The following is a 14,497-nucleotide window of genomic DNA, read 5'->3' as shown; positions in this document are numbered from 1 at the left end:
AATTCAGGCGCCGCGCCCAGCATCAATTCAGGGCCGCTTCGCGCCCCAGCGGGAGCAAGCTCCCTCGCCACAACTGCGGTTGTGCCTGAAACATCGGCTTAAGTGAACAGCATTGCGCCATTGGCGGGCTTGTTGTTCAAGGATTTCAAGCACGCCCAACGGTGGCGTGGAGCTCAATGCCCATCGCACGCATCACTTTAATCACCGTGTCGAAGCGTGGCTTGGCGCCTGGCGAAAATGCTTTGTACAAGCTCGCCCGGCCAAGGCCTGAGTCATTCGCAATCTGGGCCATGCCGCGCGCTTTTGCGACGTATCCAACTGCACGGATGAACTCGTCAGTGTCGCCCTCGGCCAGAACCTGAGAGAGGTATTCACCGACCGCTTCGTCAGTGTCCAGGAGCTCCGCCATATCAAACGGCATAAGGGTATCGGACATTTTTAAACCTCCTTTGCCAATCTTTTGGCCTGCCGGATATCGGAAGGTTGAGTGGACTTGCCCCCGCCAGCCAGCAGGACCACGACAACACCGCCGCGCATTGTGAAATACACGCGGTATCCAGCCCCGACATCAACGCGCACCTCGGATACACCTTCACCTACTGGCTTCACATCGCCCAGGTTGCCCGTTGTGGCTCGATCAATGCGTCGAGCGATGGCAATCGCTTGCGCGTATATCACACACAGATACAAGCCAATGAGCAAAATACTTGGTTTGCTGGATCAGATAAGTCACGAGGAAATGTATCCAATTGGAGACAGAAAGCAACCGTGTTTTGTGAGTCGAAGGGGCGAGAGATTCTTCTCAGCCACCTCCAATCAAGCGAATGCGTCTTGACGTGAAAGAAACCATCAGCGATGCAAATGCTTGAACACGTAACCCACCAGGTCGGTGTTGACGAATGCGGGGACCTGATTATTCAGGCGTAGCACCTCCAGCAGCGCGAGTTGGCAATCCCACACCATCTCCCGTCGGTCACGCCGCAGGCTTACTTCGGCGCTGACGATGTGGTTATAGGCTGCGTAACAGGAGCGTGAGGTTTTTCCGGGTGCTCGCTCGATGGCGACCGGGTTGTCAGCGACAGTCACTGTCGCCCCCTTATGATCGACCACCGATTGCGCGGTCAATTGACCGAGCGTGTCGCACTGGCTGCGACAGACGACCTTTCGGTTTTTCAGCTCACCGAACCCACGCTCATACAGGGTGATTTGAGAACCGACCTTCTTCACGCAAGCCTCTTCAAAAGCGTTAAGCACTTTCTCGGCATTACCCAGACTTGTCTCAAGCTCCGAGAGTCTCAGGAAGCGTTCCAGTTGCTCGTCTTGAAGGCTCTTCAAGCCACGGGTGATTGTCGACAAATGGGTGAACTCTTTTTTGCAGGCCACCACGTGAACTTCAAACTGATAGCCGGCTGACACGGCCAGCGGCGGGAAGGCCGCGAAGTCTGCCAAGTCCAGCGCCGACTCCATGATGATGTTGTACTTCTCGGCAAAGGCCTTCTTGAAGACTTCTGTGCACACCGCCCGCACAAAGGCCTCGGTGTGCTCATACACGTGCAGCACGCCGTGGGCTTGCATCTGCGAATACTGCGGATGCTTTTTGCGGTATTCCGGTAGATACAGCCTGATGTAGTTCAAGTATTTGTCGGTTTTAAGCAGTGACTCTTCCAACAACCAGGTTTTCCCCGAGCCCTGGATACCCGCCACGATCAGCATTTGCGGGTTGGAGGTGCTAATGACCTTGTCCTTGAACAGACTGGTGCTGATGTCTGAAAACGCTGCTTTCACCTGTTCGTCTGTGTATGAGTATTCATTGCTGTTTGGCACGTTGGTTAATTCCCTTTAAGTGGATGTCCGATCTTCTTGCCTGAAGATCAGGGGTCACTTTATGCCTTGGCCATCCACTTGAGGCCCTACATAGATAACACCTGCGTGTGTACCGGAACTGCCTTGCCAAGGTGTAGGGCCCGCCCCTGTAGCAGCTGCCGAGCCCTCGCAAACCCTGCGTGCGCGGTTTACCTGAAAGAACGTGTTGCATGATTTACGACCGCCCCGCGGCCGAACGTCGCCTCGCGGGCTCGGCAGCTGCTACGACAGGTATTTAAGCTTGCCCACGCTGTGCCCATCAGAGGCTACAGCGCCTTGCGTCACGGCCTACACTTGCACCAGAATCCGCCGGTTTGTGCGTATTGGCTCTCACCCCTATCGTTTCCGTGTCGCTGACCATTCAGCGAACGGGCTTGGCGGCCTCGAAATCAAGGTGCTTCTCGATGACAAAGTGAGGTTCACCATGTTCAAAACCACCCAGAACCCCTCTGAAACCGACCCCGCTCCCCCTACGCGTCCCTCGATTCAAGAGAACTCCGCGCCGCCGCACAGCGCGCGCTCGATCATTACCTGGTGCTACCCGAGACCAAGCAGTTGTTAGCCGACCGACGTCCTGGCTGTATTTTCGTCATCGCACCGGATGTCGACTTGGCTGTGAATCGCGCCCTCGATCACCTCGACCCACCGGACTCACCGCAGTAGCACGCCAACACGCTGATCGTTCCCACGCTCCCGCGTGAGAATGCAGCCCGTGACGCTCCGCGTCACTGGACGCGGAGCGCCTCTAGAGGCATTCCTTTGCGGCGCGTGGGAACGATCCTGCTAGAGCAACAACGCGACCAGCGCGCTCCAGCCGGTTTGATGGCTGGCACCCAGGCCGCGGCCGGTTTCGCCGTGGAAATACTCGTGAAATAGCACCAGGTCGCAGCTCAACGGGTCGGCCTGGAGCTGCGCGTAGCCGACCATCGACGGTCGGCTACCGTTTTCATCCCGCAAGAACAGTCGGGTCAGACGCTGGCTCAAACTGTCGGCTACCTGGGCAAGCGATGCCAGATAGCCTGAGCCGCTGGGGTATTCGACCGAAAAATTTTCGCCGTAGTAGCGATGAAACTCACGCAACGACTCGATCAGCAGGTAGTTGATCGGCATCCACAACGGCCCGCGCCAGTTGGAATTGCCGCCGTACAGCCGCGAACCGGATTCCGCCGGTTCATAGTCGGCACACAGTTTATTGCCATTGATCTGCATGCCAAACGGATGCTCGGCGAAGGCTTTGGACAAGGAGCGAACGCCGAATTCGGAGAGGAACTCGGCCTCATCGAGCATGCGCTTGAGCAGGTTTTTGGTGCGCTCGCCACGCAACAGCGCGAGCAGGATCCGATTGCCTTTTCCAGGCTCGGTCCAGCGTGAAATCAGACTTGCCAGGTCCGGCCGATGATGCAGGAAGCCCAATAAACGTTCACGCAAGCCCGGCAACCCCTCGTGCTCATGCTGTTCCAGCACCTGCACCGCAAACAGTGGCATCAAGCCAACGATGGAGCGCAGGCGCAGCGGTTCGCTGACGCCATCCGGGCGGTGCAGCACATCGTAGAAAAACTGATCCTGCTCATCCCACAACCCTTCCGCGGCATCGTCCACGCGGTTGATGGCGCCAGCGATATAGAGGAAGTGCTCGAAGAATTTCACCGCGATGTCGACGTACACCGGATTGCGCTTGGCCAGTTCCAGGGCAATCCGCATCAAGTCCAGTGAATACGCCGCTACCCACGCCGTACCGTCGGCCTGATCCAGGTGAAAACCGGGGGGTAACGCGGCCGAACGATCAAACAGCGCAATGTTGTCCAGCCCGAGAAACCCGCCCTGGAACAGGTTGCGACCTTCGGCATCCTTGCGGTTGACCCACCAGGAAAAATTCAGCAGCAGCTTGTGGAAAATCCGCTCGAGAAAATCCATATCGCCGACACCGGTCAAGGCCTTGTCACGCTGATACACCCGCCAACTGGCCCAGGCATGCACCGGCGGGTTGGCATCGTCGAAACGCCACTCATAGGCCGGCAGTTGACCGTTGGGGTGCATGAAGCGGTCTTTGACCAACAGCAGCAGTTGATGCTTGGCAAAACCCGGATCGATCAACGCGTAAGCAACGGCCTGAAAGCCCAGGTCCCACGAGGCGTACCACGGATATTCCCAGGTATCGGGCATGGAAACGATGTCGGAGTTCGACAAATGCCGCCAATGGGTGTTGCGGATGTTCAGCCGTCCGGGCGGTGGCGAGGGTTGTCCGGGGTCGCCATCGAGCCAGCGATTGACGTCGAAGTAATACAGCTGCTTGGACCAGAGCAGCCCGGCCAGCGCCTGACGCTGAACGTTACGTGCGTCCGGGTCCGTCATCTGTGCTTGCAGCACCGCGTAATAGTCATCGGCCTCCAAGCGGCGGCGTTCGAACAGCGCCTTGGCGTTGACCTTGGGCGCGACGGTCGGCGCAAAGCGCAGGTAGATGCATTTGCGCGCCAGCCCGTCCAGTTCGAGAACAAAATGCGCCGCGACCCGAGTACCGGCGTCACGCCGAATCGCCCCCGCCACACCGTCGACCAGATAATCGTTGATGCCATCCTTGAACGGGCCGTTGGCGGGCACACCGTCGAGTTTCGGATGATTGGTCTGGTTGTCGCAGAACAGCCACTCACACTCCTCCTCGCCCCAGGCACTGAGTTGCCGGTCCGTGAGCATCGGGTGCCGCGCCAGGACCGAGTCACCGGTCAGCGTCAGGCTGGGCATGTGTCGGTCACCGCCCCAACTCCAGGTATTGCGCGCCCACACCTGGGGCAAGACTCGCAGACGCGCCGGCAGATCCGAACGGTTGTGCACGGTGACCCGCATCAACAGATCGTCCGGGCTGTTCTTGGCGTATTCCACCGTTACGTCGAAGTAGCGGTCGTCCTCGAACACCCCGGTATCGAGGATTTCATACTCGGTATCGCAAAGGCCGCGACGAGCGTTTTCAGCCACCAGGTCGGCATAGGGAAACATAGCTTGCGGGTATTTGTAGAGCATGCGCATGTAGGCATGGCTCGGCACCCCGTCGACATAAAAATACAGCTCTTTGACGTCCTCGCCGTGATTGCCTTCGGCATTGTTCAGGCCAAACAGGCGCTCCTTGAGAATCGGGTCGCGCTCGTTCCATAGCCCCAACCCGATGCACCAGTGCTGGGCCCGGTCGCAGAACCCGGCCAACCCGTCCTCGCCCCAACGATAGGCCCGGCTACGGGCGTGCTCATGCGGGAAATAGGTCCAGGCATCGCCATCGGCGCTGTAGTCCTCGCGCACGGTGCCCCATTGCCGTTCACTCAAATACGGGCCCCACTCACGCCAGCACTCGGCCTCATCGCCAACCAGACGCTGGCCTTCGACGGTGCCGAGAATGTTCGTGGCCGACTGCGCTGTCATGGGAACGTCCGTTGTTGTCCGGGATGGTTTGCAGTGTAGAGCGAGGATTCGCCCCCGTGCATGCCGCTTCCTGCTCATTCAGTTCGAGTTCAGGCGCGCTTGCTCTACACTGCGGGGCTCTTCACCTGAGCGACTGCTTATGGACATCGATCTCGCCCGTACCTTTCTGGAAATCGTTCGCTGCGGCAGTCTTGCGGCCGCCGCCGATAAGCTGCACGTCACCCAGACCGCGATCACCGCTCGGGTACAGAAGCTCGAAAGCCAGCTCGCCAGCACCTTGTTCGTGCGCAACCGCGCTGGCGCTCGCCTGACCGCAGACGGTGAAGCCTTCGTGGTGTACGCCAATCAGCTGGTACAGACGTGGGAAGCCGCGCGCCGGGATTTGCCGTTGCCGGAAGGCTACCGCAATGTGCTGCACATCGGCGGCGAGGTCAGTTTGTGCAACCCATTGATGCTCAGTTGGGCCCGCGAACTGCGTGAGAAGATCCCCAGCCACGCCTTGCGCACAGAAATCCGCGACGGCGAAAACCTGCTGCGCCAGCTGGAATTGGGCGTGCTGGATGCCGCGCTGGTGTTTCAACCCGAGTACTGGCCACAGCTGCAAGTGGAGCAACTGCTTGAGGAGAAACTCATTCTGGTGCGCCTGCCGTCCAGACCCGAACCCTACGTCTATATCGACTGGGGCAAGGAGTTCCGGCGCCAGCACGACGCGGCGCTGCCGGACAAGGCCAAAGCCGCGGTGAGCTTCAATCTCGGCCCGCTGGCGCTGCAATACATCCTGCAGAACGGTGGCACCGGTTATTTCCGCACTCGGGTGGTTCAGACCTACCTCGACAGCGGCGTGCTGGAACGGGTGCCCAAAGCCCCGGAATTCAGTTACCCGACCTATCTGGTGTATTCGCGGGATCGCGACTCGGCGGTGCTGCAACAGGCCTTCGAGTTGTTGCGCGAACTGGTCAAGACCGACAGCGACTGGTCGCAGCGCTGGGATCCGTTGATCTGAGCAACATCCATACCCGTTCGGCGTGAATACCCACTCATTCCCGACATCCATTGGCTGAATAATTTCTCCGCGACTAGTCTTTTGTTAATAACAACGACAACAGGTGATCGCGGTGAGGCAAACCACGCAGGCGTTTCGTGCCCGTTACCGGGCCGATATTCATCGGCTCTACAACCCGTGGCTGCACGGCGGTTTTGTATTGGCCTTCGGTGTGCTGGGCATCACGCTGTTCTGGAGCACCGTGCACCAGGTGCAACCGCTGGAGTGGCTGGCGGTGCCGCTGACGCTGTTGTTTTTCAATTTCGCGGTCTACGTGGTGCACCGCCACCTGGGCCATCACAAAAAGGCTTTTGCGCGGTTGTTCTATGCCCGACACGCAGGCGATCACCACAGTTTTTTCGCCCCCGGCTACATGACCTACGATTCTGCGCGCGACTGGCGGGTGATTCTGTTTCCGGCGTGGCTGATTGTGCTGCACAGCCTGGCGATCACCCTGCCCGCCTGGTGGCTGCTCAAACATCTCAATGGCAACATCGCCGGACTGTTCGCAGGCTGCATGATCCTTGGCTATCTGGCCTACGAGGTGTTTCACGCCTGCGAACATCTGCCGCCGGGCAATCCCGTCACCCGCCTGCCGTGGATTTGCCAGATGCGCCGCCTACACGCACTGCATCACCGTCGCGAGCTGATGCAGGAGCGCAATTTCAATATCGTTTTCCCGCTAATGGACTACCTGTTTGGCACGCTGTATTGGGAGGCTGAACCCGATCATTCGCACCTTCAAACGAGACGAGCGCCCATGACCCGCCTGCAACACCGGATCGACATCGGGCGCGACCCGATCTCGGTGCTTGCCTACGCCAGCACCGCGACGCGTTGGCCTGAGTGGCACCCATCATCGCTGAAAGTCGACGGCCCGCCAGGACCGCTGCACGCGGGGGCACGTTTTGAAGAGGACATTCATGCGGGTGGACGAGCCGGGCATCTGAGCTGGGAGGTCGAGGAGTATTTGCCGGGGCGACGCTGGAGCGCTCGCGCTCAGGGTGATCATGGTCTGGAGCTGCTGCTGACTTATGAATGCGCCAGCGAGGGTGGCAGCACGCGCTTCGTTCGCACCCTGGAATACCGCTTCAGCGGACGACTGATGCGCCTGGCCAATCGACTGCTGCTCAAGCGGCGTATCGAGCACGAATCGGCAGCCTCGATGCTGGCCTTGCGCGACATGGCGCAACAGACGATCCCGGCCCAGACAGGGGCAATCGCCTGATACGCAACACTCAATGTTGAATCAACGCTTGCAATCGGGCTGCCAAACAAGGGGGCGACACCGCGCCCCCACGGTGGTCACGTTCTGACAGAACCGTTCAAACTCCGGGATATTTCGTCTTTGATTGAAAGGCGCTTTGCCTTGAGCTTCCTCAATTCGTCATCTGCCAGAGCCTGGGCTTCTGCCTCCAGGACACGCTTGTCGATATCCGAATATTTGTCCAGCAGCGCGTTCAGGTGAGGATCATTGGCGCGCTTTTGCTGAATGACTTCCTTTGAGCAGCTCAGGTCCTGATACAGGTCATGATTAACCGGCATGGAACACCTCCGTTTGTTGATCGGTGGCGAACGCCATTGCGTGCGCTCGCCAGTTATCAGAATGGCCTCGCTCGGTGGTCGCTGTCGACTATCAATCAGACCAGCGGTGACCGTTGGTCGGACGTGTCGATATTGTCAGCGCCCTCACCCACCAGAATAGTCTCGTGCCCACCGCTGTGTTGAGCACCGCATGTCGGCAACCGGAATATCAGTCGGTGCCGTACATCGGCGACCGCGGCCCGTACAGCAAGCCCGCCGGGTGTCCCGCCGACAGCAGTCGTGCGCTGGTGATACCGGCAATCGGGTGACCGGCGTCGGTGGAGCTGTTGATGACCTGCTTGACCGCTGCGGTGATCAGCGCACCCAACAAACCGCCTCCACTGTTGTTGTTGCCCTCTTCGCTCGACGCGCTGGCCGAGCCGGTCCACAAGGTCGTGCCCGTCTTGAGGTCCACCAGTTTCGCGCTGGCGGTAACCACGGTTGCACTGGAGATCACCATGTAGCGAGTGCCGTAGTCAGTCACGGTAATGTAGAGCGCGGCATCGGCACCGAAGATTTCTTGCAGTTTGTTGGCCGGCGCCTGGTGGATGTCCGCCGGCGTGGTCAGGCCGTTCTGGTGGAACGTCTCGTCGACCAGCGCGATCGGCAGCACGTAGTAACCGGCTTCAGCCAGCGGGTACGTAACCTGCGAGAGCATGCTGTAGGACGCCTTGACGTCCGGCGAGTTGTTCAGCGGCGGCAGCACCAGAATGGTTTTTGGACGGCTTTGCTTGTAAGCCGAGTAGTCCACGGTCTTGGGGCTGACGCAACCGCCGAGGACGGCCAGGGCCAGCAAGCCGGCCATCAGTTTCAATGAGCGCGCGATCATTGGGCATCTCCGGTCTTGGCGTTTTTAAGCAGAAAGTTCATGTACGGCGTCGACTCGGGAAACAGGGTCTTCTCGGTTCTGAACTGCTGCACCATCTGATCGTCCTTGCCCAGGCTCAGGTACAACAGCCCCAGGTGAGCGTGGTAACCAGGCGGCGGAGTCTTGCCGGTGGACTTGATCTTTTGCAGGTCGCGCTCCAGCGCTTCGGCCTGAGCTTCCTTGGGCTCTTCGCCTTTGAAATACTCATAAACCTGTGGCTGGTAGCCTTCCCACTGATAAAGGGTTTTCGGACTGTTGCATCCGGCCAGCAGGCCACTGACCAGCAACATCGACGCCATCGGCGCCCACGACATATAACGCTTGAACATGCTTGTACTGCTCCTTGTCATCGACCTTGATCAGTTGCCCGGCTTCCATGCACCCGAGTTCATGCCATCCACCAGGCGATTGATCGCCTCGCGCATGGCCAGGTCGAGCACCTTGCCGTTGAGGGTCGAATCGTAGGCAGCAGTACCGCCGAAGCCGATGACTTCACGGTTGGACAAGGCGTATTCACCTGCGCCCTGGGTCGAATAAACGACTTCCGAGGTGCTGATATTGACGATATTCAAATTGACCTTGGCGTATGCCACCTGGGTCTTGCCACGGCCAAGAATGCCGAACAGCTGGTGATCGCCGGTCTCTTTGCGACCGAACTCGGTAACGTCGCCGGTCACCACGAAATCAGCACCCTTGAGGCGCTGGGACTGCCCCTTGATCGCCGCTTCCTGCTGGATCTCGCCCATGTTGTCGCGGTCCAGCACGCTGAAGCGGTTGGTCTGCTGCAAGTGAGTGATCAGGATGGTCTTGGCCTGACCGCCGAGGCGATCCACACCATCGGAGAAGATCCCGCGCATGTAGCTCGAACGGTTGTCGAACTTGCCGACAGCCATCGGCACTCGAACACCGACAAAGGCCTGGCTGGCGCTTTCGACTTTGGCTACCGGCAATGCCCGGGAGCTTTCGGTCGCACACCCGGCCATCGCGCCTAATACGGCAATCGCTGCCCCTGATACCACCATTCGAGAGATCATTCTCACTGTGCATTCCTTCTGAAAAACGGTTTATCCCGGCATGACAGCGACCCGCCACTGCGGATTGTGGTGGCGAAAAAGCGATGGGGATTCGAATCGATAAGCGACGTGCAGGACGTCAGCGGGCGGCATTATGCCAAAGTGCCACTACTGATGACAGTGATTATATTTTCTGGCGTCAGTTTCTTGAATAATCATGGCGACTAGTGAAAATCCCGGCTATGCACGCTGATGCCGTTGAGCAACGGGCTCAGGTCGCTCAAGCGTCCGGCGATCAGGTGCCGGACTTCGCCGACCTTCTCCCAGCGGCCGTCGATCTTGAGCAATTGCGAGCCGATCAGGGCTTTGCGTTGACGCTCGGCGAGGTCGCGCCAGACCACGACGTTGATGTTGCCGAACTCATCTTCAAGGGTCACGAAGGTCACGCCACTGGCCGTGCCCGGGCGTTGGCGGCCGGTGACCAGGCCGGCGACGCTGACGTTGCGTCCATGTTCGACCTCCAGCAATTCCCGTGAGCTGCGGCAACGTCGGGCACGCAACTCATCGCGCAACAACGCCAGCGGATGCGGACCGAGGGTCGTACCGACGCTGCTGTAGTCGGCTTGCAGGTCTTCGCTCACGGTCGGTTTGGGCAGCACCACGCAAGGCTCTTCCTGGCTCGGCAACCCGGCGAACAATCCGAGTTGTTTCTGCACCCCCGCCACTTCCCAGCGCGCGCGATGACGATCACCGGCCAGCCGGCGTAACGCTCCGGCGTCGGCCAGTTGTTCTTGGGCTCGAACATCGAGTCGGGCGCGCTCGCCCAGGTCGGCGATGTCGATGAATTCACCCTGCAAACGCGCGGCTTCGATGCGACGCGCATCGTCCTCGCGAAAGCCCTTGATCATGCGCAACCCCAGGCGAATCGCCGGTTGTTCGCCGTCAATCGGCTCCAGGCTGCAGTCCCAATCGCTGGCGGCCACGTCCACCGGACGAATCTGCAAATGATGCCGGCGAGCGTCCTGGAGAATCTGGTCCGGGCTGTAGAAGCCCATCGGCCAACTGTTGATCAGCGCACAGGCGAACGCCGCCGGCTCATGGCATTTCAACCAGCAGCTGGCGTAGGTCAGCAAGGCAAAACTGGCGGCGTGGGATTCGGGAAAACCGTAGCTGCCAAAGCCCTTGATCTGCTCGAAGATCTGCGCGGCGAACTCCTCCGAGTAACCGTTTTTCAGCATGCCTTCGCGAAGGCGTTTCTGGTGCGGCTCAAGACCGCCATGGCGCTTCCAGGCCGCCATGCAACGGCGCAACTGATCGGCCTCGCCGGGACTGTAGTCGGCGGCCACAATCGCGATCTGCATGACCTGCTCCTGAAACAACGGCACGCCGAGAGTGCGTTTGAGCACGGCCTCCAGTTGCACCGAGGGATAGGTTTCCGGCTCTTCCTTGTTACGCCGTCGCAGGTACGGGTGCACCATCCCACCCTGGATCGGACCGGGACGAACGATGGCCACTTCGATCACCAGATCATAGAAATTCTGGGGTTTGAGTCGGGGCAACATCGACATCTGCGCCCGAGACTCGATCTGGAACACTCCGATGGTGTCGGCGCGGCTGATCATCTCGTAGGTTTGCGGGTCCTCGGACGGTATGTTGGCCAGGCTCAGGTCTCGCCCGCGGTGGTCGCGCAGCAGGTCAAAGCAGCGGCGAATGGCGCTGAGCATGCCGAGGGCAAGAATGTCGACCTTGAGCAGGCCGACCATATCCAGGTCGTCCTTGTCCCACTGGATGATCGTGCGCTCGGCCATGGCTGCGTTTTCCACCGGCACCAGGCTGTCCAGCGGCTGCTCGGAAATCACGAAACCGCCCGGATGCTGGGACAGGTGCCGGGGGAAGCCGATCAACTGCCGGGTCAAGCTCAGCACCTGGCGCAACACCGGGCTGTCCGGGTCGAAGCCACCTTCGCGCAGACGCTCCAGCGGCGGTACATCGTCGCTCCAATGGCCACAGCAATCGGCCAGCGCGTTGACCTGATCCGGCGGCAAACCGAGGGCCTTGGCCACGTCGCGGATCGCACCGGCACCGTGGTAAGTGCTGACCACCGCCGTCAGCGCGGCCCGCGTCCTGCCGTAACGCTGGAACACGTACTGCAAGACTTCTTCGCGGCGCTCGTGCTCGAAATCGACGTCGATGTCCGGTGGCTCGTTGCGCTCTTTGGAGAGGAACCGCTCGAACAGCATGCTCGTCCGGCTCGGGTCGATTTCAGTGATTCCCAGCGCGTAACACACCGCCGAGTTGGCGGCCGAACCGCGTCCCTGACACAGAATGCGCTGGCTGCGGGCGAAGCTGACGATGTCTTCGACGGTGAGGAAGTAACTCTCGTAACCGAGCTCGGCGATCAGCTTCAGCTCCTTTTCGATCAGCGCCATGACCGTGCTGTCCGGCCCTTCAGGCCAACGTCTGCTCAGGCCCTGTTCGGTCAACCGACGTAGCCAGGAAGTCGGGGTCTGCCCTTCAGGCACCAGCTCACGCGGGTATTGGTAGCGCAACTGGCCGAGGTCGAAAGTACAACGTCGGGCAATGATCAGCGTTTCTTCAAGCAGCGACGCTGGGTACAGTTCACGCAACGCCTCAAGGCTGCGCAAGTGCCGTTCGCCATTGGGATGCAAGCGCTGCCCGGCGTCGGCGACCCGCACATGCAGACGAATTGCCGTCATGGTGTCCTGCAATGCACGCCGACCACGGGCATGCATGTGCACATCGCCGCTGGCCACCACCGGAATCTGCAAGCGGGTAGCCAGGGCCTGCCAATCAGCCAGACGCCGGGCGTCGTTCTGCCCGTAATGCAGCTCGACCGCCAGCCACAGCCGCTCGCCGAAAATACCTTTCAGCCAGGCGCCGTGTTCCAGTGCGTCAACGGCATCTGGCACCCACAACGCCAACAGTCCGGGCAATGGCCCGTTGAAGTCTTCGCGCAACACCCGGTACTGGCCCTTTTCCGTACGCCGTCGGGCGTGGGTGATCAGCCGGCACAGGGCCTGATAACCCTCAAGGTTTTCCACCAGCAACACCAGCTTGGGGCCGTTCTCGATGCGCATTTCACTGCCGATGATCAACGGTAATTCCAGCGCCTTGGCCGCTTGCCAGGCACGGACAATACCGGCCAGGGTGCACTCGTCGGTGATCGCCAGGGCCTGGTAACCCTGACGTTTGGCCCGTTCGAACAGCTCAAGGGCACTCGATGCACCGCGCTGGAAACTGAAGTTCGACAGGCAGTGCAGTTCGGCGTAGCCGGCGCTCATGCGAACCAGCCTTGCAGCCACAGCGGCCCGGCCTCGCCCACCGTACGATAGGCCCAGGCCTTGGAGCCTGTGCGGGTTTCGATCAGGTAGTAATCGCGGCGCACGTCGGCGCCATCCCACCAGCCGGACTCGATGCGCTCCGGCCCCATGAGGATGCGCGCCGTGCCTTCGTGCACGGGTAACGGTTCGGTCAGCAACCAGCCGGGACGCTGTACATCAGGCCGCGCCGGGCAGGCCTGAGGCTGTGCATTCGGCAGCCAGGCACACTCCGGTCGATGATCGGACTGAAAACCCAGGCCCTGCACCGCCTCATCCCCGAGCCGCGCACGCAAGCGCTCGCGCAGTTGTTCCCAGGGCAAGGACTGTTGCGGGCGTTCGTCGAACAGCTCCCGGCGCTGCGGGACGAAGCTCGGCAAGTCCTGCGCCGACAGCCGAAAACCGCGCACCGGCGCCTCGACCTGCACCTGTTCCAGCCGACCGCGCGCGAGTTCGAAGAGCATCGCCGGATCACGCTCGGCGCTCAGCAGGCCGACCTTGATCAGCGTGTCCGGCAACCCGGCGTGTTCCAGATGCAGGTCAAAGCGCTGCACGCCGCTGTCCCGGCCACAGAGGAACGCCGAGAGATCACCGGTCAGCCGGCGCAAGGGGAACAGCAATGCCTGATGGGATTGCACATCGAAATTCAGCTCGATCCGCACATCGAAACGGTCCGGCGGCAGATAAAACCCCAGGGCCAGCGGCCGTTCGCCCAACAAGGTATCGAGGTGCTTGAGCACTTGCGCCTCGAAGCGTCGGGCCAGGGTTTGACGCGGCAGCGCCTGAACCTGGCCCAAGGTGCGCAAGCCCATGCGCGACAGTGCAGTGGCGACCGTTTGCTCAAGCCCGATCCGCTCGACAGGCATCTGCCCGAGCAATTGCCGTAGTGCGTCATTGTCCGGCACCGCCAGACCGTCGTAGGCATTGGCCAGGACCCGTGCGGCCAGCGGGTTGGGTGCCGCGACCAGTCGATGGCGAAACCCCAGCGCCGTGAGTTCTGCGCGCAACCGCGCCTCGAACTGCGGCCAAGGCCCGAACAGCCCCAGGCTCGACTCGATTTCAAACAGCACCGCACGCGGGTAATGCACGCTGACCTGAGAGCTGAAGCGGTAAGCCCAAGCGGCGAGAAACTGCTGCCAATGCTCGATTTCGGCCACGTCATAGTCGGTGCTGACAAAGGCCTTGCTCAAGGCCTGGGCGGCGGTCATCGACTGGCCTGGACGCAGCCCCAATGCTCGCGCCGGCGCATTGACCGCTTGCAACACCCGACGCTGCGCCGGACCGCTCAGCAACACCAGCGGTTCGTCAGGATCGCTGCGCTGACGCAACACCGCGTCCAGCGCCAGTTGCGGGAAAAGGATACAAACCCAGCGCATGCCAA

Annotated in this window: 11 protein-coding genes and 1 pseudogene; 2 read left to right on the top strand and 10 right to left on the bottom strand. The window is 60.6% G+C overall.

The features are described 5' to 3' along the window. Positions 1-145: 145 nt before the first annotated feature. The 4 genes and pseudogenes from AO353_RS22765 to AO353_RS22750 form a co-directional block, all read right to left on the bottom strand. Positions 146-436: an addiction module antidote protein gene (locus AO353_RS22765; RefSeq protein ID WP_054596996.1), complete on the bottom strand. Its 291-nt coding sequence runs from the start codon at positions 434-436 to the stop codon at positions 146-148. A gap of 2 nt (positions 437-438) precedes the next feature. Continuing rightward, positions 439-733 (bottom strand): annotated as a pseudogene (locus AO353_RS31960) (type II toxin-antitoxin system RelE/ParE family toxin). Between the two features lie 116 nt (positions 734-849). Continuing rightward, on the bottom strand, positions 850-1,824 hold the full coding sequence (locus tag AO353_RS22755; protein ID WP_054596995.1) for a zeta toxin family protein: 975 nt from the start codon (positions 1,822-1,824) through the stop codon (positions 850-852). 822 nt (positions 1,825-2,646) lie between these two features. Beyond that, positions 2,647-5,271, bottom strand: coding sequence for an MGH1-like glycoside hydrolase domain-containing protein (locus AO353_RS22750; protein ID WP_054596994.1), 2,625 nt, complete (start codon positions 5,269-5,271; stop codon positions 2,647-2,649). A gap of 139 nt (positions 5,272-5,410) precedes the next feature. On the opposite strand from AO353_RS22750, the gene AO353_RS22745 reads away from it, so the two are divergent. Together AO353_RS22745 and AO353_RS22740 are read left to right on the top strand one after the other, a co-directional pair. Continuing rightward, the gene (locus AO353_RS22745; protein ID WP_054596993.1) at positions 5,411-6,274 is read left to right on the top strand and encodes a LysR family transcriptional regulator; all 864 of its coding nucleotides are present in this window, start codon (positions 5,411-5,413) and stop codon (positions 6,272-6,274) included. Between the two features lie 112 nt (positions 6,275-6,386). After that, entirely contained in the window at positions 6,387-7,541 is a 1,155-nt protein-coding gene (locus AO353_RS22740; RefSeq protein ID WP_054598304.1) for a sterol desaturase/SRPBCC family protein, read from the top strand. Positions 7,542-7,618: 77 nt separating this feature from the next. On the opposite strand, the gene AO353_RS22735 is transcribed toward AO353_RS22740, so the two are convergent. The 6 genes from AO353_RS22735 to AO353_RS22710 form a co-directional block, all read right to left on the bottom strand. Beyond that, the gene (locus AO353_RS22735) at positions 7,619-7,858 is read right to left on the bottom strand and encodes a YdcH family protein (RefSeq protein ID WP_054596992.1); all 240 of its coding nucleotides are present in this window, start codon (positions 7,856-7,858) and stop codon (positions 7,619-7,621) included. 208 nt (positions 7,859-8,066) lie between these two features. Beyond that, entirely contained in the window at positions 8,067-8,726 is a 660-nt protein-coding gene (locus AO353_RS22730; protein WP_054596991.1) for a DUF799 domain-containing protein, read from the bottom strand. Further along, on the bottom strand, positions 8,723-9,079 hold the full coding sequence (locus tag AO353_RS22725) for a DUF4810 domain-containing protein (protein ID WP_371917649.1): 357 nt from the start codon (positions 9,077-9,079) through the stop codon (positions 8,723-8,725). The genes AO353_RS22730 and AO353_RS22725 overlap by 4 nt, the downstream gene beginning before the upstream one ends. 45 nt (positions 9,080-9,124) lie before the next feature. After that, a complete protein-coding gene (locus tag AO353_RS22720) occupies positions 9,125-9,799 on the bottom strand; it encodes a CsgG/HfaB family protein (protein WP_162491272.1) in 675 nt (224 codons plus the stop codon). 203 nt (positions 9,800-10,002) lie between these two features. Continuing rightward, positions 10,003-13,101 carry an error-prone DNA polymerase gene (locus tag AO353_RS22715; protein ID WP_203226129.1) on the bottom strand — a complete coding sequence of 1,033 codons (3,099 nt, stop codon included), beginning with the start codon at positions 13,099-13,101 and terminating at the stop codon, positions 10,003-10,005. Then, a complete protein-coding gene (locus tag AO353_RS22710; RefSeq protein WP_054596987.1) occupies positions 13,077-14,492 on the bottom strand; it encodes a Y-family DNA polymerase in 1,416 nt (471 codons plus the stop codon). The genes AO353_RS22715 and AO353_RS22710 overlap by 25 nt, the downstream gene beginning before the upstream one ends. Between the last annotated feature and the right edge of the window lie 5 nt (positions 14,493-14,497).

Source organism: Pseudomonas fluorescens, from assembly GCF_001307155.1.
Taxonomy (GTDB): domain Bacteria; phylum Pseudomonadota; class Gammaproteobacteria; order Pseudomonadales; family Pseudomonadaceae; genus Aquipseudomonas; species Aquipseudomonas helvetica.
The sequence above is the reverse complement of the archived record's forward strand: the minus strand, read 5'-3'. Positions and strand labels throughout refer to the sequence as shown.

What these genes read in the sequence shown, in the direction of transcription:
- AO353_RS22720 (WP_162491272.1), bottom strand. Translation starts at nt 9,799, where the DNA reads ATGATCTCTCGAATGGTGGTATCAGGGGCAGCGATTGCCGTATTAGGC.
- AO353_RS22735 (WP_054596992.1), bottom strand. Translation starts at nt 7,858, where the DNA reads ATGCCGGTTAATCATGACCTGTATCAGGACCTGAGCTGCTCAAAGGAA.
- AO353_RS22710 (WP_054596987.1), bottom strand. Translation starts at nt 14,492, where the DNA reads ATGCGCTGGGTTTGTATCCTTTTCCCGCAACTGGCGCTGGACGCGGTG.
- AO353_RS22765 (WP_054596996.1), bottom strand. Translation starts at nt 436, where the DNA reads ATGTCCGATACCCTTATGCCGTTTGATATGGCGGAGCTCCTGGACACT.
- AO353_RS22730 (WP_054596991.1), bottom strand. Translation starts at nt 8,726, where the DNA reads ATGATCGCGCGCTCATTGAAACTGATGGCCGGCTTGCTGGCCCTGGCC.
- AO353_RS22725 (WP_371917649.1), bottom strand. Translation starts at nt 9,079, where the DNA reads ATGTCGTGGGCGCCGATGGCGTCGATGTTGCTGGTCAGTGGCCTGCTG.
- AO353_RS22745 (WP_054596993.1), top strand. Translation starts at nt 5,411, where the DNA reads ATGGACATCGATCTCGCCCGTACCTTTCTGGAAATCGTTCGCTGCGGC.
- AO353_RS22750 (WP_054596994.1), bottom strand. Translation starts at nt 5,271, where the DNA reads ATGACAGCGCAGTCGGCCACGAACATTCTCGGCACCGTCGAAGGCCAG.